General features: G+C 27.7%; 17 protein-coding genes and 1 riboswitch. Of the genes, 1 reads left to right on the plus strand and 16 read right to left on the minus strand.

Going from position 1 to position 24,113, the window contains the following annotated elements; genetic code table 11:
- Nucleotides 1-529: 529 nt before the first annotated feature.
- The 3 genes from AZI32_RS03250 to proB form a co-directional block, all read right to left on the minus strand.
- Nucleotides 530-1,672 carry a 1-propanol dehydrogenase PduQ gene (locus AZI32_RS03250; RefSeq protein ID WP_061994469.1) on the minus strand — a complete coding sequence of 381 codons (1,143 nt, stop codon included), beginning with the start codon at nucleotides 1,670-1,672 and terminating at the stop codon, nucleotides 530-532.
- A gap of 205 nt (nucleotides 1,673-1,877) precedes the next feature.
- Nucleotides 1,878-3,122, minus strand: coding sequence for a glutamate-5-semialdehyde dehydrogenase (locus AZI32_RS03255; RefSeq protein ID WP_061994470.1), 1,245 nt, complete (start codon nucleotides 3,120-3,122; stop codon nucleotides 1,878-1,880).
- A gap of 26 nt (nucleotides 3,123-3,148) precedes the next feature.
- Nucleotides 3,149-3,961, minus strand: coding sequence for a glutamate 5-kinase (gene proB, locus AZI32_RS03260; RefSeq protein ID WP_061994471.1), 813 nt, complete (start codon nucleotides 3,959-3,961; stop codon nucleotides 3,149-3,151).
- A 630-nt stretch (nucleotides 3,962-4,591) separates the two neighbouring features.
- Here proB and AZI32_RS03265 point away from each other — a divergent pair.
- Nucleotides 4,592-5,452, plus strand: a complete 861-nt coding sequence (locus AZI32_RS03265) for a YitT family protein (protein WP_061994472.1) — start codon at nucleotides 4,592-4,594, stop codon at nucleotides 5,450-5,452.
- A gap of 149 nt (nucleotides 5,453-5,601) precedes the next feature.
- Here the strand turns inward: AZI32_RS03265 and AZI32_RS03270 are convergent, their stop codons facing one another.
- From AZI32_RS03270 to AZI32_RS03330, 13 genes are all read right to left on the minus strand, one after another.
- Nucleotides 5,602-6,561 (minus strand): tRNA-dihydrouridine synthase family protein, encoded by a 960-nt coding sequence (locus AZI32_RS03270; RefSeq protein ID WP_061994473.1) that lies wholly within the window; start codon nucleotides 6,559-6,561, stop codon nucleotides 5,602-5,604.
- A gap of 158 nt (nucleotides 6,562-6,719) precedes the next feature.
- Entirely contained in the window at nucleotides 6,720-7,925 is a 1,206-nt protein-coding gene (locus AZI32_RS03275; protein ID WP_061994474.1) for a M20 family metallopeptidase, read from the minus strand.
- A gap of 32 nt (nucleotides 7,926-7,957) precedes the next feature.
- Entirely contained in the window at nucleotides 7,958-8,770 is an 813-nt protein-coding gene (locus AZI32_RS03280) for a MetQ/NlpA family ABC transporter substrate-binding protein (protein ID WP_061994475.1), read from the minus strand.
- A 20-nt stretch (nucleotides 8,771-8,790) separates the two neighbouring features.
- On the minus strand, nucleotides 8,791-9,471 hold the full coding sequence (locus AZI32_RS03285) for a methionine ABC transporter permease (RefSeq protein WP_061994476.1): 681 nt from the start codon (nucleotides 9,469-9,471) through the stop codon (nucleotides 8,791-8,793).
- Nucleotides 9,431-10,498, minus strand: coding sequence for an ATP-binding cassette domain-containing protein (locus tag AZI32_RS03290; protein WP_061994477.1), 1,068 nt, complete (start codon nucleotides 10,496-10,498; stop codon nucleotides 9,431-9,433). The genes AZI32_RS03285 and AZI32_RS03290 overlap by 41 nt, the downstream gene beginning before the upstream one ends.
- Before the next feature lie 87 nt (nucleotides 10,499-10,585).
- A riboswitch (SAM riboswitch) is annotated at nucleotides 10,586-10,693 on the minus strand.
- A gap of 986 nt (nucleotides 10,694-11,679) precedes the next feature.
- Nucleotides 11,680-13,005, minus strand: coding sequence for a putrescine-ornithine antiporter (potE, locus tag AZI32_RS03295; protein WP_061994478.1), 1,326 nt, complete (start codon nucleotides 13,003-13,005; stop codon nucleotides 11,680-11,682).
- Between the two features lie 95 nt (nucleotides 13,006-13,100).
- On the minus strand, nucleotides 13,101-15,356 hold the full coding sequence (locus AZI32_RS03300) for an ornithine decarboxylase (RefSeq protein WP_061994479.1): 2,256 nt from the start codon (nucleotides 15,354-15,356) through the stop codon (nucleotides 13,101-13,103).
- Nucleotides 15,357-15,548: 192 nt separating this feature from the next.
- The gene (locus AZI32_RS03305; protein ID WP_061994480.1) at nucleotides 15,549-16,694 is read right to left on the minus strand and encodes a PucR family transcriptional regulator; all 1,146 of its coding nucleotides are present in this window, start codon (nucleotides 16,692-16,694) and stop codon (nucleotides 15,549-15,551) included.
- Between the two features lie 818 nt (nucleotides 16,695-17,512).
- The gene (locus AZI32_RS03310) at nucleotides 17,513-18,172 is read right to left on the minus strand and encodes a class II aldolase/adducin family protein (RefSeq protein WP_061994481.1); all 660 of its coding nucleotides are present in this window, start codon (nucleotides 18,170-18,172) and stop codon (nucleotides 17,513-17,515) included.
- Between the two features lie 43 nt (nucleotides 18,173-18,215).
- Nucleotides 18,216-19,268, minus strand: coding sequence for an S-methyl-5-thioribose-1-phosphate isomerase (gene mtnA / locus AZI32_RS03315; protein ID WP_061994482.1), 1,053 nt, complete (start codon nucleotides 19,266-19,268; stop codon nucleotides 18,216-18,218).
- 102 nt (nucleotides 19,269-19,370) lie between these two features.
- The gene (gene mtnK, locus AZI32_RS03320; protein ID WP_061994483.1) at nucleotides 19,371-20,579 is read right to left on the minus strand and encodes an S-methyl-5-thioribose kinase; all 1,209 of its coding nucleotides are present in this window, start codon (nucleotides 20,577-20,579) and stop codon (nucleotides 19,371-19,373) included.
- Nucleotides 20,580-20,772: 193 nt separating this feature from the next.
- Nucleotides 20,773-21,429, minus strand: coding sequence for an ABC transporter ATP-binding protein (locus tag AZI32_RS03325; RefSeq protein WP_061994484.1), 657 nt, complete (start codon nucleotides 21,427-21,429; stop codon nucleotides 20,773-20,775).
- A 15-nt stretch (nucleotides 21,430-21,444) separates the two neighbouring features.
- Entirely contained in the window at nucleotides 21,445-24,048 is a 2,604-nt protein-coding gene (locus AZI32_RS03330; protein WP_061994485.1) for an ABC transporter permease, read from the minus strand.
- Between the last annotated feature and the right edge of the window lie 65 nt (nucleotides 24,049-24,113).

The raw sequence follows: 24,113 nt of genomic DNA on the forward strand, positions 1-24,113 counted from the left end.
TATTTACTTTTAATCCATTTAAAAATTAAGATACTCAGTATGTTATAGGAAAACAAGCTCAAATTTATTCAATAATCTTAAAATTTTTTCATACAAGATAAAGTGTTGAATTGTAAGTGATTTGGAGCATCTAGCACTATTTAGGTATCCAAGTTTTGGAATGGACAATTTTTAAAATAGCCTTAGAATCCTATAAACGCTTATTTGTATTTTTAAAATAAAATCTATTTTAATTATATATTTTGCCGTCAAAGCTAAGGATTTGCAATAAACTTTTATTTATTAAAATATGTTAAAGTCATTATATAATGCCAAATTTAATTTTACTTCTAATTAACATATTACTTTAGTCAAAGTTAATAGTTTTAGTTGTTTAAATACATATGTTTTAAAATCTAAATTTAATTTTCTTAAATTGAATACATTTTTTATCATTATTTTTAATTATATTTTATTTTAACTAAATTTCTCACATTTTGCAAAACACATAAAAAAACCACTCATTAATGAGTGGTTTAAAAACGATATTTTATTCAAAAATTTTATCTAAAACCATTAATAACTCTTCACTTGTTGTTTCTCTAGGATTTGCTGTTGTACAAATATCCTTAAGAGCTGCATTAACAATTTCTTCTTTTAATGTTTGAGCTAAATTCATATCAGCACCTTGCTCTTTTAATGTTTTTGGAATCATTAATGTATTTTGAAGTTCTACAATACTTTTAATTAAATTATTAACGCCAATATGTACATTTGGTGCATGTAGTTTCAATAATTTTGCAAGTCTTTGATATTTTTTAGCTGCTATACTATATTCAACTTTAAAAGTATCTTTATTTAAATTAGCATTATATTCAATAACATGAGGAAGTATCATTGCATTACTTCTTCCATGAGAAATATGTAATTTTCCACCTAAAGCATGAGCTAAACTATGAGTAATTCCAAGTCCAGCTGCATTAAAAGCCATACCTGCAAGACATGATGCATTATGAAGTTTTTCTCTTGCTACTATATCATTTCCATCAAGATAAGCTTGTGGTAAAAATCTGAAAGCTAAAGTTAAAGCTTTTTCTGCAAGTGCATCTGAAAAATCAGTAGCATCATTTGCAACATACGCCTCTATAGCATGTGTAATTACATCCATTCCTGTATCAGCAGTTATAGCTTTAGGTACAGTTTTTACTAGTTCTGGATCAAGTATAGCATAATCTGCAAGAAGAGATTTATCTGCAAGTGCGTATTTTAATCCTTCTTGTTTATTCGTAATTACTGCATACTCTGTTACTTCTGAGCCTGTACCACTTGTAGTAGGTATAGCATAGAATTCTTCTATTGAGCAAACCCCTCCAGTAACTTTTTTTGCATATTCTCTAATAGCCTTAGCTCCGTCAATTGATGATCCTCCACCAAGAGCTATAAGAACTTGTGCATTACAGCTTTGTAACTTTTGAATACCAGCAGCAACAACCTCTAAAGATGGATCAGGTACAATATCACTATATATAGCTACTTCGCAATTATCAAGTTTTCCTTGTATTTTTGCAGCTGTCCCTGAAGTTTCCATGAACTTATCACATACAATTAATACTTTCTTATTTTTAATTTCATTTAGTCTATCTAAAGAACCTTCTCCAAAATAAACATTTGTGTTAATACTAAATTCTTTCATATCTCTCTTCTCCTATTAAAAAATATTTAAGATATGAATGAAATTAGTTATTTTTAGTTTAAATATAAAATCAACTTACAATTTATAACAATCAAATTATAACAATCAAAGCAAGTCTATATAAACTTTGCTTATTTTATTATATCAATATTGCTTTCACAATACAATACTGTTAGAAAAGTCAATTTAATTTTAATTATAAATATTATCTTATTTGACCATTTCCAAATATTATATACTTATTAGTAGTGAGTTCTTTAAGCCCCATCGGTCCTCTTGCATGTAACTTTTGAGTGCTTATACCTATTTCTGCCCCAAACCCAAATTCCTCTCCATCAGTGAATCTAGTAGATGCATTTACATAAACTGCCGCTGCATCTACTTGCTGATGAAATTTTTGAGTATTTTGGTAATCATTTGTTACTATAACCTCAGAATGTCCTGATCCATATTTGTTTATGTGACTTATAGCTTCATCTATGTTTTTCACTATCTTTATACAAATTATATAATCTAGATATTCTTTATAATAATCATCTTCATTAGCTTGTATTATATCATTTACTACTGCTATAGATTTTTCATCTCCTCTAACTTCTACTTTTCTTTTTCTTAATTCTTCTACTATTACTGGAATAAACTCTTTTGCTATATTTTCATGAACAAGCAACTTTTCTTCAGCATTACAAACTGCTGGTCTACTAGTTTTTGCATTTATAACTATTTCTTTTGCCATTTCTAAGTCACTATTTTTATCAACATAAACATGGCAATTTCCTGTTCCTGTCTCTATTACTGGTACTGTTGCATTTTCTACCACTGACTTTATTAATCCTGCTCCCCCTCTTGGTATCAACACATCTATATATTCATTTAATTTCATCATACTTTTAACAGTTTCTCTGCTTGTATCTTCTATCAATTGAATACATTCTTTTGGCAACTGAGTTTTTTCTAATGCTTTTTTTAATACTTGTATGATTTTTTTATTAGAATTTATAGCCTCACTACCACCTCTTAATATTGTTACATTACCTGATTTTATACATAATCCTACTGCATCACAAGTTACATTTGGCCTTGCTTCGTATATTATTCCTATCACACCAAGTGGAACTCTTTTCTTACCTATTTGTAATCCATTTGGTCTAGTTATTATAGAACTTACTTCTCCTACTGGATCTTCTAGACCTGCTACTTGCTTTAAACCTTTACTCATTCCTTTAATTCTATCTTCATTTAAAAGCAATCTATCTAGCATTGCTTCTGATGTTCCCTTACTTTTTGCATTTTCTATGTCAATTTTATTTGCTGATATTATTTCATTAACATTTTCTAATAATGCTTTTGACATTTCATTTAATGCTTCATTTTTTTTATTTGTTGAAATATTTGATAATATGTACGAAGCTTCTTTTGCTTTTTTACCTTTTAAAATTAACTCTTCCATATAAAAATTCTCCCTTTACATCTTGTCTATTTTTCTTTTCCTAAAAATAAAGTCCCTACATCTTCCCCATTTAATATATCAATAAGTATACCTGGGTCTTTTCCATTTGCTAATACCATATTGGTACTATTATCAGTTACAATTTTTGCTGCATGTATTTTAGTTTCCATACCACCTGTACCTAAATTACTTCCCGCACCTTCTGCAAAACTTTGCACTTCTTTAGTTATAGATTTTACTTCCTTTATAAGTTTTGCATCTTTATTTGTTCTTGGATTAGAATCATAAAATCCATCAATATCTGATAGTATTATAAGAAGATTCGCATCTACAATAGTAGACACTATTGCTGCTAAATTATCATTATCTCCAAATCTAGATACATTTTCAATTTCATCTATAGACACACTATCATTTTCATTTACTATTGGAATTATTCTACTTTCTAACAAAGTTTCAAAAGTATTTACAACATTATTTCTACTTCTTTCACATTCTATAATATCCCTTGTTAAAAGTATTTGACCTACTGAATATCCATACTCTCCAAATAGTTTGCTATAAATATTCATAAGGGCTACTTGTCCAACAGATGCTGCTGCCTGCTTTTCTCTAATAGTTTTAGGTCTTTCCTTTAAGTTCATCTTACTTACGCCAACACCTATTGATCCAGATGTTACAAGGATTACTTCTCTCCCACTATTTATTAAATCTGATATTGACATAGCTATCTTTTCAATTCTTCTTAAATTTATATTTCCATTATCATAAGTTAAAGTTGATGTTCCAATTTTTATAACTATTCTTTTTGAATTTTTAATATTTTCACGATATTTCATTTCTCTTTCCTCTTAAGTTCCCTTCAATAATTTTATATTTTAATAAATTTTATAATATATATTATCATAAAAATATAAGTATATTATTAACATATTGTGTATAATATTAACTTTCTTTAAATTTCACTTAACATATACTATAAATTTTACATTCCCACCTTATTTCAAGCGTTTTTTGGTTCTGTAAGAAATAAGCTCAAATTTAAATTTATTCAATAACTTTAAAATATTTTTATACAAACTATAGTGTTGAGTTCCAAGTGATTCAGAGCATGTCTCACTATTTTGGATATCCAAGTTTTGGAATGGATAATTTTAAAAGTCAACTTGAAACCCTATAACTTATATATTAAAAAATACTTATAATAATTATATGCTCTATTTTAAAGAAATGGTTGATAAAAAATATAAATACTGTGCTGAATTGTAAACACAACTATTGCTTAAAATATTGGTTTCATTTTATAAAAAACAGGACAAAATCATCATATTTTCCACTCATAATAATATATAAATTGACTAATCATAAATATATATTTAAAAGTTTATATTTATAAGAATTTTTTAACATTTATTAACCCCACTGCTAGCTTAATTATTACAACATTTACAATTAGGAGGAAAATTTAAATGGATACTAAAGTTTTAGACAAAGCTAATATTATAGATTTATTATTTATCATATTAGGAAGTTTTGTAAGTTCAATTGGGATAAATATGTTTTTAATACATGCTAAACTTTTAAGTGGAGGTGTCACTGGTGTAGCTCTTATATTTCAATATTTGTTTAAAATTCAGGCTGGATACATAATTCTTTTATTAAATATTCCTTTATTTATTTTAAGCTTTAAAAAATTAGATAAAAAGTTCACTATATATTCTTTGGTAGGAACATTATCATTATCTTTATCACTAATATTAACAAGCTCTATATCTAATATTTTAAATATAACCGACACATTACTTTACTGTTTATATGGTGGAGTTCTTAATGGAATAGGCTTTGGATTAATATTTGCACATCATGGATCTACTGGTGGATTTGATATAATTTCTATGTTAATTAAAAGAAAACATACCACCTTAAACATAGGCAAAATTTCTTTTGGTATAAATTTAATTATTGTTAGTATTAGTGCTTTTGTATTTGGACTAACTAGCGCTTTATATACATTAATAGCTATGTATACAACTGCTTTTGTTCTTGATAATGTAGTTAAAGGCTTAAACCAAACAAAGTCTGTCTTTATTATTACTAATAAAGAGGATTTAGTATCAAATTTTTTAATGAAAAATTTACATAGAGGAGTTACTTACCTTTATGGTGAAGGAGCTTACAGTAAAGATCAAAGAAGAATTCTTTATTGTATTATACCTCTAAGTCAATTGCCTGAACTTAAAAACATAGTTACTTCTATAGATGAAAAAGCCTTTATCTCTATTTCAGATACATCTGAGGTTCATGGCAGAGGATTTAAACAAGTCCTATAAAGTTAAAAACTATGTTGAAGTTTTAAATCAGCATAGTTTTCATTGTCATTTACGAAGGGTGCATTTTATTTCTTTCCTATGCTCTTTAATGTTACCTTTATAATAAAAAGAAGCCTTACAAATAATCTACACTATCCCGGTACATAAAATTAATTACTAAATAATCCAGCGCCTTTTATGATTTCCTGCTCTCTAAATAAGCTTGAGACAGCATAATTATAATCATTTAAATTTTGCGCCTTCTTTATTTTCTTAGCATATTTTTTATTATCTGAAAATATGTAAATCATATATCCCCATAGTTCTTTCATTCTAAATAGAGCATTCCTATGTTCATTAAATAATTCTATGTATTTATGTAAAATTTCATCATGAAAATCTTTTAATACTTCTTTATCTATATTAGTATTATTTTTTATCTCATTAATTAACCCTGGGTTGGCTAGTATACCTCTTCCGAGCATCACTGTTTTTACTTCTGGAAAAGCTTTTATTAATTTATTATAATCATCACCAGTGAAAATATCACCATTATAACATACTGTATTGCTACTTAAAGATAATGCATCTTTAAATACATCTAAATTAGGTTTATTTCCATAAAAATCTTTTTGTGTTCTAGGGTGAATGATTAATTCTTCTATAGGATATTTATTATAAATTTTTATTAACTCATAAAATTCTTCTGGATTATCTTTTCCTATTCTGGTTTTTACAGAAATTTTCATATCCTCTATTTTAAATATTTCATCTAAAAACATATTAAGCTCTTCTCTTTTGGCTAAAAACCCTGAGCCTCTATTTTTCGACACAACCGTTCCAGCAGGACATCCTAAATTTAAATTAACCTCGTTATAACCTAATTGCTGTAATTTTCTAGCAGTGATAATAAACCCCTCTGCATCGTTAGTAAGTATTTGAGGCACTATATTCATCCCATTATTATTTTCAGGCAAAATATCTCTTAATTCTTTAGTTTTAAGACTTCTACTTGTGTTTGGAACGATAAAAGGTGTAAAGTATTTATCAATATTATGAAAAAATTTCTCATAAGAATTTCTATATATGTATCCTGTAATTCCTTCCATTGGTGCTAAATAATATTTCATTTAATAACTCCTTTATAAACATTCTAAAAACATTATATCAACCTTCTTTTTTCTTATCTAGTTAATATTAATTATATTTTATATGTAATATTAATCACTTTATTTAATCCTATAAAAAAACACGACAAAACTGTCGCATTTTTATCATAGTAATAGTTCTACTTTAAGTTTTTATTATTCTTAAATTCTTCTTTTATCTTCTCAAGTTTCTCATTGTTTACCAAAAGATTAAGTGCAACTAAAGAAAGTGCTTTTATACCTATGATCAAAGATTTATCCCCTTCTTTAGAACACGCAGCTTCACAAAACTCTATAGTATGACCTACTAAACTCTTTGGACCTATTTTTATATGGGAGTGTAAAGTTGGAACAACATGGCTTACATTTCCTGCATCAGTTGAGCCAAATCCCTTTGTTGGATTTTTGTTTATCCATTCACCTAATTCTTCCATAACCTCTACAAATAAATCGTTAAATTTATTATTTACATAGAAGTTATCTACTTTATTTTGAAAAAAGTTCATCTTAACAGTAGTTCCAGTACTTAAAGCTGCTCCTTTAGCTATATTCTCTACTTTTTTTGTTACTTCATTTAATGTTTTTCTACTTTTGGCTCTTAAATAAAATCTTGCTTTTGCATAATTTGGAACTATATTTGGAGCATCTCCTCCATGAGTTATTATTCCATGTATTCTAACATCATCTGTTAAGTGTTGTCTTAAAGCATTTATTCCATTGAAAAGTTGTATAACTCCATCTAGTGCATTTATTCCTTTTTCTGGACACCCTGCTGCATGCGCTGACTTTCCTGTAAATTCAAAATCAACTGGGTCTACTGCTAAGCTAGTACCTGTAATAGATGTTTCATTTGATGGATGTATCATCAAGCAGGCATCAACATCTTCAAATAATTTATACTTTACAAAACTTCCTTTTGCACTTCCATTTTCTCCACCTTCTTCTGCTGGGCATCCATATACTCTGATTTCTCCTCCAATATAATTTAATTGAGTAGCTAACGCTATTGCTGCTGCGCAGCTTGCAGTTCCAATTATATTATGACCACATGCATGACCAAGACCTGGTAGTGCATCATACTCCGCTAAAAACCCTATTATTGGACCTTTTTTATTTTCTGATTTCTTTTTTGCTATAAATCCTGTTGGATGTCCTGCAATATTAGTTTCTACTTTAAATCCATTTTCCTTTAATAAACTACTTAGCATTTCACAAGCAAAGTATTCTTCATTTCCAACTTCAGGATTACTGTGTATTTTATGACTTATATTTATATATACACTTTTATTATTTTCTATTACATCTAGTATATTATTCTTTATTTTATCTATATTTAAATCTCCCATTGTATTCCACTATTCGTCTAGTTCCCCATTATCTAAAATGCTGGAATTGACTCTCCTTTGTATAATTTATTTATAGCCTTTTTTATATCTTCTGACTGATAAGCTTGAACTACTTTTTTATAAACTTCATTATCTTTATTTTCTTCTTTAGTTGCTATTAAATTTATATATGGTTTTAAAATTTCTAAATTAGAATCTTCTATAAATAGTGCATCATTTGTAGGAGATAATTTTGCATTTACTGCTACACCACTATTTATCACTGCTAGATCTACATCCTCTAGTGACCTAGGTATTTGTGTTGCTATTAGCTCGATTATTTCAATATTTTTGGTATTATTAACTATATCTTTAAGTGTTGGCAGAAGACCTATATCATCTTTTAATGTTATCAATCCAGCACTTTGAAGAAGTATTAATGCTCTTCCTAAATTTGTTGCATCATTTGGTACAGCTATTTTGGAGCCTTTATTTATTTCTTCAAGTGATTTTGCTTTTCCTGGGTATATTGCCATAGGTGAAAATACTGTATCTCCAATGGATACTAAATTTAAATTTCTTTCTTTATTAAAGTTTTCTAAATAAGCATGGTGCTGAAATGCATTTATGTCTATTTCACCTTCATTAAGTGCTATATTTACTTTTGTGTAATCTGAAAAACTAATTATTTCTAAATCTATATCTTCTTTTGCTAATTTCTCTTTTACTAAATCCCATATCTCATGTTCTTCTCCTGTTACACCTAGTTTTACAGTTTTTGTATCTTCGCTAGATGTATCACTACACCCTACTAAGCTAAATGCAGATATTATTAATATTAAAAGTACTATGAATATTTTTTTCATAATAAGTCCTCCTTTTATATTTAATGATTTAATTTTCTAAGCAATAGGTCTCCAAAACATTGAACAATATTTACTAAAACAAGTAGTATTATTACTGTAACTATCATCACATCTGTCTGAAAATATTGATATCCATACCTTATTGCAAAATCTCCAAGACCACCACCACCAACAGTCCCAGCCATTGCTGATAAACCTATTAAGCTTACTGTTGTAATTGTAATTGCATGTATTATTCCACCTAGCCCCTCTGGTAACATAACTCTATATATTATTTCTAATGGACTTGATCCCATAGCTTGAGCTGCTTCTATAACTCCACTATCAATATCTAATAATACTGATTCAATTTGTCTTGCTACAAAAGGTGTTGACCCAAATACTAACGGAAGTACAGCTCCCTTTGTTCCTATCGTTGTTCCAACTATAAACTTTGTAATAGGCATTATTGCCGCTAATAAAATGATAAATGGTATTGATCTAAAAATATTTATTATTTTTCCTATTAAATTATTTATAAGTTTACTTTGTAAAACACCTCCTTTTCTAGTTACTACAAGAGTTACTCCTATTGGGAAGCCTATTAAAGTTGATATTATTCCAGATATAGAAACCATATATAATGTATCTAATAATGCATCTATCATCTCTGGATATAAATTAACTACATTGGGTAGTATATTCGTTATTACATTTTCCATCGCTTATTACCTCCAGCTCTACATTGTTTTCTTTAAGATATTTTTTTACATTCAAAATATTTTCTATTTGCCCGCTCAACTTTACAACTAAATATCCAATTGGTGTGTTTTGTACTATTTCTATATTTCCAAATAGTATACTTGCATCTATTTTAAATTTTCTTGATATATTAGAGATGAATGCTTGCCCTGTATTTTGTCCGATAAATACCATCTTAGCTAATAATTCATCTTTTCTTATGTCTTTTATAACATATTCTTTTTTCAACAACTCATAGACTTTATTTTCTTGGAATATTGTAGCTATGAAATCTTTTGTTACTTTTGCTTTAGGTTTAGTAAATATTTTAATTAAATCACTATGCTCTACTATATTTCCATTTTCCATAACTGCAACATTATCACAAATCTCCTTTACTACATGCATTTCATGGGTAATTATAACTATAGTTAATCCAAGTTTTTTATTAATATCTTTAAGTAAATTAAGTATAGATTGAGTAGTTTGTGGGTCAAGTGCTGATGTAGCTTCATCACATAATAAGACCTTTGGACTATTAGCTAGTGCTCTTGCTATTGCAACTCTTTGTTTTTGGCCCCCACTTAATTGAGCTGGGTAACTGTTAGCTTTTTCACTCAAACCAACTAAGTTTAAAAGTTCAGATACCCTTTTCTTAATTTGCTCTTTATTTAGCCCACTTCCCTTTAATGGATAAGCTATATTTTTAGATACAGTTTTTGATTTCATTAAGTTGAAATGTTGAAAAATCATACCTATATTTTTTCTAGCTTCTCTTAATTCTTTTGATGATAGTGCTGTAAGTTCTTGATTATCTACAAAAACTTTACCTTCAGTTGGTAGTTCCAGTAAATTCATACAACGTACAAGTGTACTCTTTCCTGCACCACTAAATCCAATTATTCCACAAATTTCTCCCTCTACGATTTCAAGGCTTACACCTTTTAACGCCTCTACTAAGTTATTATCTGATAAATAAGTTTTTCGTATATTTCTAAGCGAAATCATCATTCATACCCCCTTAATAAAATTAAAACAAAAAAATCTTCTTCTCAAAATGAGAAGAAGATTTCATCGTTTATATTAATATACTTCCTCTCATCTTTCAGGATTTATTTCATCCTGTTGGAATTAGCACCACACCCAAATCGGTAGGTTGCTGAGACTTCATCGGGCCATTCCCTCAGTCTCTCTTGATAAGATTTTTTTATTTAATTTTTCAATTTTTTGTATAAAACAAATTGTATACTCTATTTTTAATATTGTCAATTGTTTTTTTATTTTTAAATAATTTATTTCATGATTTATCAACAAAAGTATTCTATAGGGTTTCAAACATGTGCGTAAAGCTAAGCCACTTTATTCCAATAAAACATTTTTTTAATTTATTACTACACTATGTAATAATAAAAAATTTAATAAGCTATTCATTGAAAATTGATTTAGAGTTTCTTTAAAATTTTCACAGACTATCGTTTTAAATTTTTTCATTATTGCTTTTTAACACTATGATTTTGGAATTTTTAGGCTTAACTTTAAGCCTATGCTTATTTCCCTATATAGGGAAACAATTTCTAACTTAAATTTATACATGAAATTTTTGTTATCAGTTGAGAAAAATAAGTGCAAATATATTTAGTTAATAATTATGAATTATTAATTTAGGATGAAAGTGGCAACCACTTTCTGAAAATGATTTTAACAAATCTATCAATATAATTTGCTTTGCAAATTTATAAAAAGGTACGTTGAGAATTACTAGGAACGAAGTGAGTAGCAATAACCACAACTGTTCACTATTCACTCTTAACTTTTAACTAAAATAATTTGTTAGTTATTGATAAAACACTAATTTGAATTTTCTCATTTGATAAATGAATAAGTTTAAGATTTAATTTGGAACCCTATATATTACATAAACTTAAAGATAAAAAAACCCTACCTTATGATAGAGTTTTTTTATTTATTACCTAATATATTAAATATATTTATGGAAATTATTATTATCATCAATGAGCTTATAAAACATATAATAAGCTTATATATTTACTATGTATCAGAACAGTCTATTTATTAGTTAAGCATTTAGAATTGAGAATGTAAAATTACACTATTAATTTCCTGTGAAGGTTTCAAAAATAATTTATATTAATATAATTCCTTTGAAATTAATACAATAATTTTCAATTTTACATTTTGAATTCTAAATCCTTCTTCACGTCAAATCTATATGAAACAAAACCATATAATACCCAGCCTGCAAATGTTACTATTGATCCATAGAACATTGGCTCAACTCCTGAAGAATATAATGCATATAAACTATATACTGAAGCAATTATAGAAATAACTGTTGTAACCTTACGTTTTTTATCTGGCACATTTTCTGTTTTTAAAATTACATTAACTGCACCCATAGATAATAGATAAGGAATAACATTTGTAACTACTGCTAGGTTAACAAGTACATCAAATTGCTTTGATAGAGTTGGACTAATTGTCATTAATGCAAGTAAAGATTGCATTACAGTAATTATAATCATACCAATTATTGGAGTTTCAGTCTTTGTTACTTTTCCAAATATCTTAGGAAAATATCCTTGAATAGCAGATGTTCTAAATACACCAGCTATAGTAAATTGCCATCCTAGTAATGAACCAAAGCATGATACTACCATCATACCCATTACAATTTTTCCAATTGTTGGAGTAAACATTGTTGCAAAAGCTAATCCAAATGGAGCATTTGTATTTAATAAGTCTGCATTTGGTACGATACCAGCGATAACATTTGTAGACACAATGTATATAATTGCTGCACCTATTGTTCCACCTAAACAAGCTATTGGAACATTTTTTTTAGGGTTATCAACTGCATCCATATTAGCTGAAGCTGATTCTAATCCTAAAAATGCCCATAATGTTATTGAAATAGATTTACCTATACCATCAAAGAATGAGAAATGGTTAGGATTCCAAGCAGCTGCATAATCTGCTCCACTAAACCAGAACCAACCAACTGTAGAAATTACTAATACAGGGATTATTACTCCCCAAACTGTAAATGAACCAAGTTTACCAGTTATACTTGCACCACCAAAATTTAATACAGTGGCTAACCATAATGTAAATATAGTCCATAATCCTACATGTACTGGAGAAAGTTCAATTCCAAATAATACAGATGCATACCCAACTGCCGAAATTGCTATTGCTATATTTGCTATTACTAAAGATATTCCATATGAATAGTTTGCCATAAAGCTTCCTGATTTACCATGTGAATACTCAGCATATCCACCCATTCCACCTGAGTTTCTACTAAACATTCCACATTGAGCAAAAGCATAAGCTAATGCCATAGATCCAATTCCTGTTACTAACCATGATAGTATAGACATTGTACCTACTTCCGCTAGTTTAGTTGGAAGCATTATTATACCAGATCCCATCATGTTTATTGCAGTTATCATTGTTAACTGAACCACACTCATCTTATTTTTTTCTTTTTTCATAATTCTTCCCCTAATCCTTTTTTATTATTTTGATATGTATATTTAAATTCAAGTAAAAATTAGCCTATAGCCTATCTATAGGCTAATTTAAATAGTTAAATAAATTTATTATCTAATACATATCCAAATGCTTTAACATTTCCATCATTTTGCTCTTCAAGATATACTCCTTGAATTTCTGGAGCAAATCCTGGGAATTGATTTATTCCGTCTTGTAAAATTGTAAAGTATATTTGAGCAGTTTCACTCCAAACTTCACCTGGAACTACACAGAATACTCCTGGTGGATATGGAAGTGCTCCTTCTAAGGCTATTTCGCCTACTATATCTTCTAATGGAACTAATTTAGCATTATTTCTTATTAAAGCCCATTTAGCATCTTGCGCAGTCATTACTCTACCATTAACTTCATTCTTAGAAGGATGTAATGCTGTAGCTGCTACTTCGTCATATGCTACATTTTTATTCTTATCACATACGATTCCTTTGCTTGGTAAATATTCAGCTCTAAACAATCTTTTTTGATATGTTTTAGCATCATTATTTTTATAGAAATCATGCATTTCTTGACATAATTGTCTTATTGTATATCCCTTATAACGATCTATATTTTTATTATATAAGCTTGGTAAAACTTCACTTAATGGAGCATCTTCATTAACTAATTTTTCAAATTTCACAAATTGAGCTACTAAGTTTTCCATTTTAGTTGAAGTTTCTGCTGGAGTTAATAAGAATAATATAGAATTTAAATCATTCTTTTCTGGAATTATTCCTACTTCTCTTAAATAGTTTGCAAGTATAGTTGCAGGTATTCCGAAATCTTCATATTCTCCAGTCTCTGCATTAATTCCTGGTGTTGTTAACATGAATTTATTTGGATCAACAAAATATTGATTCTCTCCGTATCCTTCAAATGAGTGCCATTTTTCTCCTGGTACAAATCTAAAGAAATCAATATTATTTGCTATTTCTTCTACATCATGTTCTTCCCATTTCTTTCCGTTTACTACTGGTGGTATAAATGGTTTTATCATTGAACAATTTTTTAGAACTGATTTTCTAGCTTCAACACCTAATCTTATGCAATCAGCCCATAAACGTCTTCCTGCTTCTCCTTCTTGCATTCTAGCATTTACATCTAGAGTTGAGTATAAAGGATAGAATGGGCTTGTTGATGCATAAAGCATAAATGAGTTGTTAAATCTCTTATGATCAACATAACGATGTTGTCCTTTTATATGACTATCTTTTTTATGAATTTGTGATGCTTGTGAAAAACCAGCTTGTTGTTTATGGATTGATTGTGTTACAAATATTCCTGGATCATTTTCATCTAATTCAAGTAATAATGGTGAACAATCTCTCATCATTGGAATAAATTGCTCATATCCTACCCAAGCAGAGTCAAATAAAATATAATCACATAAATGTCCTATTTTATCAACTACTTGTCTTGCATTATAAATACTTCCATCATATGTTCCAAGCTGAATTACAGCTAATCTAAATGGTCTCTTTTCATTTGCTTTATGTGGAGCAACTTTATCCACTTCAGCTCTTATGTATTTCTCATCAAAACAATGAGCATCAATTCCACCAATAAATCCATATGGGTTACGTCCTGTTTCTAAATATACAGGTGTTGCACCATTTTGAACTAAAGCTGAATTGTATATTGATTTATGGTTATTTCTATCAAATAACACTAAATCTCCTGGTGAAACTAAAGATCCTACAACAACATTATTTGATGCGCTAGTACCATTCATTACAAAATATGTTTTATCCGCATTGTAAATTCTAGCTGCGTTTTGCTCAGCATCAACTGCTGGACCTTCGTGAATTAATAAATCTCCTAAAGCAACGTCTGCATTACATATATCTGCTCTAAAAACATTTTCTCCATAAAATTCATAAAGATATCTACCTGCTGGATGTTTACGGAAATATTGTCCTCCTTGATGTCCTGGACAGTCAAATTGAACGTTTCCTCTATCAACATATTCACTTAAAGCTTTAAAGAAAGGAGGTAATATCTTTTCTTCATATTGCGCTGCTGCACTTTCAATAACTCTAGTATAAAGTTGAGCATCAAAAGCATTTCCATCAATTACACGATATACTTTTTCAGCAAGCTCACTTGATAGCTTGTCTTTGTTCTTTAATACAACAAAGATTGGTGTTCCAAATTTAGTATCATAAGCTGTATTTATTAATTCAATATCTGAATCTGTTAATACTACTGCTGCAACATCTGTAAAATCTGTTTGTTCTGCTAAAACTAATTCTCTTGCAGTCTCAAAATAGTTTCTTGCTTCTTCTGTGTAAGCAATTTTTAATTTTTTCATACTTATTCCTCCGTAAATCTTATTAGTCATACTTGATAATTTCTATGTACCTTTATATTTAAATAATGTTTTTTTCAGTGTTTAAGACACATAATTTATAAATTCTATTTTTGCTACAGTCATATAATACACCATTATTAATTGCATTAGTTTTGTAATATTTTAAAATAGAAACATAATCCATTGTAAAATTTACAATGGATTATTAAGTAAAGTATATATTCTAACCCCTACAGCTAATTCTTCATAAAAGTGTTCATCCTTGCAATGAGCACTAATTATTTTATTTATTTTGTCAATTCTATATCTTACAGTATTGCCATGTTGAAATAATTCTTCAGCTGTTGTCTTTATATCTCCGTTATTTTCAATATATTTTATAGCTGTTTTTAGTAGTTCAGTATCATTACTTTTATCATATTTAATTAAAGGATCTATTACTTCATTATAATATTTCTGCACCCATGGGTTGTCCAAAATAGGTATGAAGATTCTATTTAATCCTATTTTTCTAAAAAATGAAACGCCTTTTTTATATGTTTTTGAATGCTTAAATGCATACAAACTTTCTTGTATAGACTTATCTAAATCTGTTAGTTTACTATGTAAATTACTTACCCCTATAATATATTTTTTATGTGAAAAACCTAACCATTCTAATCTTCTTAATATAATATTTTCAATATCATCACTATCTACGTCATTAAATGTATTAATGACTAAATAACCACCTTTATAATTAATTACCCTACTATAAGGATCTTGCATTTCTTTATGAGAAAATTCACTAAGCCCACTTATTCTACTACTTTTTTTCTTACAATATGCAACAACATTTATTTCTCTAAAATTAACATTTATATTATAAGCAAGTTTTTTTATAGTAACTTCATTTAGGTTATCATATAATATTTTATCTATTTGAAGAGTTAAATTTTGATATTCTTCCTTTATTGTTATAGCTTTATTTACCTCAACTATTATATCTTCAGTAAATGTTTCACTAAATAACATTAAGACAAAATCGTTTTTATTTGCAAGTTCTATTACATCATCTGGAATATAATCAAAATATATATTCTTAATAGCCAAACAAGTAATACCTATATTAATCATTGTTTTTACACTCTCATATAGTTCACTTATATCATCTTTTATCGCTACTAATGTGCTTAATGCAAAATCTTCTGCTCTAAAGTTTTTCTTTATTAAGTCCCCTCTTTCATAATCCCAAACAGCTACATTTTTTATTTCTTTAGACAAACCATTTTTCCCCGCTACTACTTCAAATCCATCTAGTATCTTAAGTTCTAGGGCTTCTTTAACTGTTATAGCCATAAAACTTTCCCCCCCTTTGTTAAATTTTACTTATTATATTGATATAGGGAAACAAACTCCAATTTAAATTTATTCAATAACCTTAAAATATTTTTTACAATATGTAATGTTAAATTCTAAGTTATTCGAAGCATGTCTCACTATTTTGGGTATCCAAGTTTTTGAATGGATAATTTTAAAAGTCAAATTGGAACCCTATATAGATATACAAATTCAAAGTTTAACTTATATATGGAAAAATCCTTATCTATTGACAAACCAACACTTTTTAAACTGATAATATGTATTAATTTATGAAATTTAAATTAAGAAACTAATAAAAATAATTGCTAAAATTAAAAGAGTATACAGCAAAAACAAAAAGACAAATTTAAACTAACATATTGCTCCTTAGTTATTTATTTTTCACACTAAGTATCAATATGTTGTTAATAAATTCTTCCAATTAATAAAGGTATAAGTTAAACTTAGACTTTGGAACACTATAATTAGTTAATATATTTTAGTTAATAATAGTTTTTTTACCAAGTGTATGCTTTACAGTTATAAATTATAAATAAGAAAATTTCTAAAATCAAATAAATGATTTACTTAAGTTAAAAATAAAACTATTCTTTATTTTATCTTTTTTTGAACTATTTAAACTTCTTTTAATATTTTCGTTATTTAGCCGTAAAAATGTATTTAAAATTTTCTTTAATAACTATATTTTGAAAAATTATTACATATTATAGTTGTTATAGTTAAAATATAGAAACACAAAAAAATCCCTAACAACTTTATTAGGGATTTTTATATTTTATAGTAAAGTAGATACTTTAATAATTTATTTCATCTGGATATTTCCAAAGTTCCAATTCTTGTTCAGGTATTAATTCTGGTTCCTCTCCCCTATTTATTTGAAGTGCATTATAGTATATTTCTGCAACTTCCTCCACATATGCTGCTTTTAAATACGCATCCTCAATATCTTTAGATGAAACTGTAAGTACACCGTGATTTGCCATTAAACATGCATTATTATTCTTAATTACACCTATAATACTTTTAGCAAGTTCAATTGTACCTGGCCTTTTATATGGGGATATCTTTATTCTCCCGTCTCCCCCTATAACATTAACAATTTCATATACTATAGGTGGAATTTCTTTACTTACTACAGAAAAAGCTGTGGCAAATTTTGAATGGGTGTGAACTATAGCTTTTACATCTGATCTACATTTATATACTTCTATATGCATTAATAATTCACTACTTGGACGAACTTTTTCATGTACTTCTATTAAATTTAAATCCATATCTACTACACAAATATGATTTTCATTTAATTCTTCCCGTGAAACTGCTGAAGGTGTTATTAAAATATACTCTGATTTTTCATCTTTTATACTAAAATTTCCTGACTTATGTTTGCATAATCCTTTTGAATCTGCATCTTTAGCTATTTTTACTAATCTTTTTTTTAAGTCCTCTAGCATAATACTACTCCTTCATTAATTTATTCAATGTATTTTACAACCATTACTTATTTAATAATTTTTCTAAGTTTTCTTTAAATGGCGGATATACAATTCCTTTTTCTGTTACAATAGCTGTTATATTTTCATGTTCTGTTACATCAAATGAAGGATTATAAACTTTTACACCCTTTGGAACTGTCCATAAACCAAATCTGCAGCTAACTTCCTTTGGATCTCTTTCTTCTATAGGAATATCTTTACCTGTAGGTGTATTTAAATCTATACTTGGTGTTGGAGCTGCAATATACATTGGAATTTTAAAATACTTAGCTAAAATAGATACCCCATATGTCCCTATTTTATTTGCAGTATCTCCATTAGCTGCTATTCTATCGCATCCCACTATAACAGCGTCTATTTTTCCTTGAGCCATAACTACTGCTGCCATATTATCTGTAATAGTTGTCACATCTATTCCTGCCATATTAAGTTCTAATGCTGTTAAAGTAGAACCTTGAAGCCTTGGCCTTGTTTCATCAGAATATATTTTTAAATTCCATCCTTTTTCCTTTGCAAGATACATAGGAGCTGTTGCTGTACCATATTTTGAAGTTGCAAGTTGACCAGCATTACAGTGAGTTAATATTCCCATTCCATCTTTTAATAATGTAAGTAAGTTTTGTCCAATAGTTTTACATATTTCTATGTCCTCTTCATGTATAATCCTTGCTTCACTTTTTAATGCTTTCTTTATTTCATTAATAGGTAAACTTTTTAAAGTTTCTGCTTTTTTAAGCATTCTATTTACTGCCCATGAAAGGTTTACTGCTGTTGGTCTACTTGAATTTAAATAATATCCCTGTTTTTCAATTTCCTTGTAGAATTCTTTGAAAGAAGCTTCTGTTGCTTTCTTTGCTGCAAAATACATTCCATAACCAGCAGTAACACCTATAGCCGGTGCCCCTCTAACTACCATTGTTTTTATTGAATCATAAACACCCTCTACCGAATCATACCTTATATATTCTATTGAATTTGGAAGTTTTGTTTGATCTAATAAAATTACATTATCTTTATCATCATCCCACTTAATAGCTAATAATTCTTCTTTCATATAAATTCCTCCTAATATTTTAATCACTATACTTACCAAACTAAATTTTACTTTTTTTACTTTATATAAATTGTAAAACTCTATCTGCAACTATACTTTTATTTAGAAATTTATCTCTTCTATACATTTTATAAATTCATTAAAATTATTAATTTTATTTCTACTAAGTATTAATTTTTTAGATATTTTAATTCCTAATATTTGCGCTTTAGCTCTAAGTTTTAAATCTTCTATTTCATCTAAGTCTGGAACATGTGCCATTCCTATGATTCTTCTCATAATCTCACATGAACAAAATCCAATAGTTTCATGTAATAAATCTTTTATATATTCATCTTTAGTTCCTTCAATTTTTGTTGTTATATCCTTAGATTCATTTCTCCATAAATAATCAAAATTTTCCAAAAATTCTTTCCATACTTCATTACACAATTCTAGTAAATATTTTCTATAATTTTCTATTTCCTTTTTAGGCTTATCCACTCGCCCTTCCCAAGATACATAATTTAATATTATATTGGCAAACAACAATCCTATATCATAGCTATATGGACCATAAAATGCAAATTCAGCATCAAATATAATAGACTTATCATCATCTATAAAAATTGAACCAGTATGCAAATCCCCATGAAGTAATGCTTCTGCTTTAGTCAAAAATATTGTTTTTAACTTAGCTGTTTCTAACCTAAGTTCTTTTGAATCCCATATTTCACTTGCAACAAATTCTTTAATATTTTCATTGATTACATTGTCATCTGCATTCATATACGGGTTAGTTAATACTAACCTTTCAGTTATATCACAAAGCTCAGGATTTATAAATTTTGTCATATTATTCTTCTTTTCTATAGGTCCCATTCCAAAATCAGATGTTAAAAATAAATTTCTAGCCATAAACTTACCTATTTGTTTTGGAAAGTTATTATATTTTTTCATATTCATAAGTCCTTTTCTTAAAATGTTCATATCCCCTAAGTCTTCCATAACAGTTAATGCATATATATCATCATGATGATATACTTTAGGAACATATCCATGGCACACAGAATTTTGACACTTCATAGCTTCTGCTTCAATTCTGTTCCTATCCAATGTTAATTTCCATCCATCTCCTGCTATTTTTAGATAAGGCAATGCCTGTTTGACTATAATTGTCTTATTTGTATTTACATCTTTTACTCTAAAAACATAATTTAAATTTCCATCTCCAATTTCTTCACTAATAAGTTTATGATTCTTAGGAAAAATTTCAAGTTCTTTAATATACTGTACAATTGATTCATTGTTCATTTCTTTATAAATTTTCATGAAAACCTCCCATTTATCTTAACTTTAAACATCTTATACATATATTAACTCTAACATCCATTACTTTCAATAACTTACATAAAAACAAATATAATATTGTCCCCTAGCAATTTACTATATGTTTCTCTTGACTTTTACTATATCCTAAGATGAATTTTAAACTTATGCATTTATTACAAGTTTCTAAGGTGTATCACCTAATTTCTCCATCGGAAAGAGTAATTATCCTATCTGCTCTTGAAGCTATTTCTAAATCATGAGTTACAACCACTAGTGTTTGTTTATATTTTTTAGACGATACCTTAAGTAAATCCATTACTTCCTTTGAATTGTTTATATCAAGATTTCCTGTAGGTTCATCTGCAAATATAATTGAGGGCTTGTATATTAATGCCCTAGCTATAGCTGCTCTCTGTTGTTGTCCTCCAGATAACTGCGATGGAAGATGACCTTTTCTATCTTTTAACCCTAATAATTCTAACAATTCATTTAGATAATCTTTATCTATTTTTTGATGATCTAGTAATACAGGTAACTGTATGTTTTCCTCTAAGTTTAACACTGGAATTAAATTAAATGACTGAAACACAAATCCTATTTTTCTTCTTCTAAAGACTGTGCGATTATCTTCATCTAAAGTATATATATCCTCATTATCAATAATTACATTACCTTTTGTAGGCTTATCAAGTCCAGCCATAGCATGAAGAAGAGTACTTTTTCCCGAGCCGCTAGCTCCTACTATAGCTACAAATTCTCCCTGATTAATAGTTAGATTTATATTTTTAAGAGCATCTACCTTTGTTTCGCTACTTCCATATGTTCTACAAAGATTTTTTATCATTAACATTAAAGTCCCCCCAATTTAATTCTCATTATATTGCAATAAATTTTCCTTTTTGATTTTCTTTAATGGAAAATATATTGCCACTATTCCAACCACTATGAAAAACACTATATTTATTAAAGTTTCCTTATAAGGATACACATATGCTATATCATGTCCCATTCTAAACATTGCACTTATTAGTATAGAATTTATTCCACCAATAATAGTTCCATATATTATTCCTATAATTGAATATAACATTCCTTCTAAATACATTATTTTCTTTATACTCTTTCTAGAAGCACCAACCACACTCAAAAGTGATAATTCTTTACTTCTTAAAGTTACATTAGTATTTACTATATTAAATACATTTGCCATACTTATAATAGTTATAAATGCTATAACACTAAAGTAAAAGAGCTTCCCAAAATTAATATATTTATCACTTTCCTCATCAAAAATTGTATATCCATCAAATTTTTCATTATTATTATTAATGCATTTACTCCATTGCTGTGATAGTTCTTTTCCAATATCTACTCTTTTCTTATTACCTAAATTATCCTTATAACTTACGACCATGCCTTTAACTTGTGCAGGATGTAATTTGTCTAATTCCATTTTTTTATTAACATCATTCTCATTATTTTTAGGTAAATTCATATATTTCTTTTCAATCAAATCATTATAAATCTTCGTAGGCATATATATTGTTGGATACATATCTTCAATACTCTCCTTATCAAAGAGAATCACCCTAACTATACCTAAAATTTTCACCTTCATAGCTGCTTTTACTGTATTATCATTACTTTTAAATTTATTAGTATATATTAAATTGGATGTATCAATTAGTATTTCATCTCCTACCTTTAACTTTGCAATATCCTTCTTCTTGTATCTCACATCACCTAAGTTTTCCCTATCCTGCTCATAACCTATTTGAGTTATATAAACACCTTTTTCTTTTTCCATTTTTTCTTTATTATTGAATGTATTTAAAAGATATGGTGAAATCTGATCAATAGTGTTTAAATCAATTGGTATTATTTCAGATTTCATATTAGTATATTTTTCACCCTTAATACTTATTGAATCCCCCTTTATCATTGCTTTATTTTCAGGTATAAAAGTATAAGATTTTACGCCCTGATATATTTTATATATATCTTTTACACCATCAACTTTTTTAGCATTATCTATAAGTAATTTTATTCGTTCACTATTGTTTGTTATTATTTCTTTACTGTTTTGCTCATTATATATATTAGTGAAATAATGATTATACAAACACATATGTTTGTCCATGGGTAATGCTTTGTAAGGTAACTTTTCTATGTTACAAACTAAGCTACTAAATGTAATGAAAAGCGTTATTGAAATTACAATTGAAACTACTGTTGTTCTAAATCTTCCTTTATTAGCTCTTATATTTCTATTTGCAATAATTCCCTCAATACTGAAAAGCTTACTAGTGATATCAAATTTTTGTGGACTTAATTTCTTAACCTCATAATTTCTATTAGTAAAACAATCTAATGGTGATATTTCTTTTACCTTTCTTACTATAGAAATTATTGATAAATATAATGTAATAATAGTAATTACTACTGTTCCCACAATACTATATATAGAATAATAAGTTTTTATATCAACTTCTTTATTTAAAATCAAATTATTAAATGTTCTAAATAATAATGGCCCTACTGCCATTCCTAAAAGTATTCCTATTGGTATAGCTATTAACCCAATTATAAGAACTTCATTGAAAATAATTTTTTTAATCTGTTTATTAGTTCCGCCTATGGCCTTTGTCAGTCCATATTCTTTCATTCTTTCCATAGTAGATATATTAAATGAATTGTATATAAAAATTAATGTTGCAATCATTACAATAATAGCTACCATCAAAAAAGTAATATAATCTATAATAGCACTTTTGCTTCTACCTTCCCCCATTGCAGTTAAAAGTGCTTCATTTTTTTCAACTTTATTAGAATTTATATTAAAATCCTTAACTAAACTTTCTATTTTATTATTTAATTTTCCTACTTCCTTTAATTTTACATACACCATTGCATTATCAATTACTATATTATTACTAACAGCATATCCATTAAATATCTTCAAAAAAGCATTATTAGTGGGTTGTGAAAAACCTACAATAGTATAAACTCTGTCTCTATCATCATATAGTTTAACAGCTATTTCATCTCCTATCTTTTTATGCTCTTTATCTTTAAAGTCTGAATTTAAAATTATTTCATTAGCTTGCTTTGGGAATCTTCCTTCCTTTACTTGTACCCCTAACAAACTAAATCCATCATTATTTATTTCATTAATTACTAATGTTTTTTCCCCTAATTGTACATTCCCAAGCTTTTGACAAAATGTTGCCTTATCAACCACTGAATGTACTTTAATCTTTTGAAACTTTTCCTTTTGATTCAATTCAAAATTAACATGATAATCCCCATCTTCTCTAAGCATATTGATAATATTTTGCTGTGAAGAATAAATCATATGACCTGTCCCACTTATAAACATAATGGCTAATATTATTGCAATTATATTAAGAATACTTCTTTTTTTGTTTTGTCTAAAATACTTATTAGATATCTCTATATACCTATTCATATTATCCCCTCACCTTCCTCTATATTTATCAATATACTCCTTAATTCTTACTATAATATAAATAC

The sequence above is a fragment of the Clostridium sp. ATCC 25772 genome (assembly GCF_001573875.1).
Lineage (GTDB): Bacteria > Bacillota > Clostridia > Clostridiales > Clostridiaceae > Clostridium_J > Clostridium_J senegalense.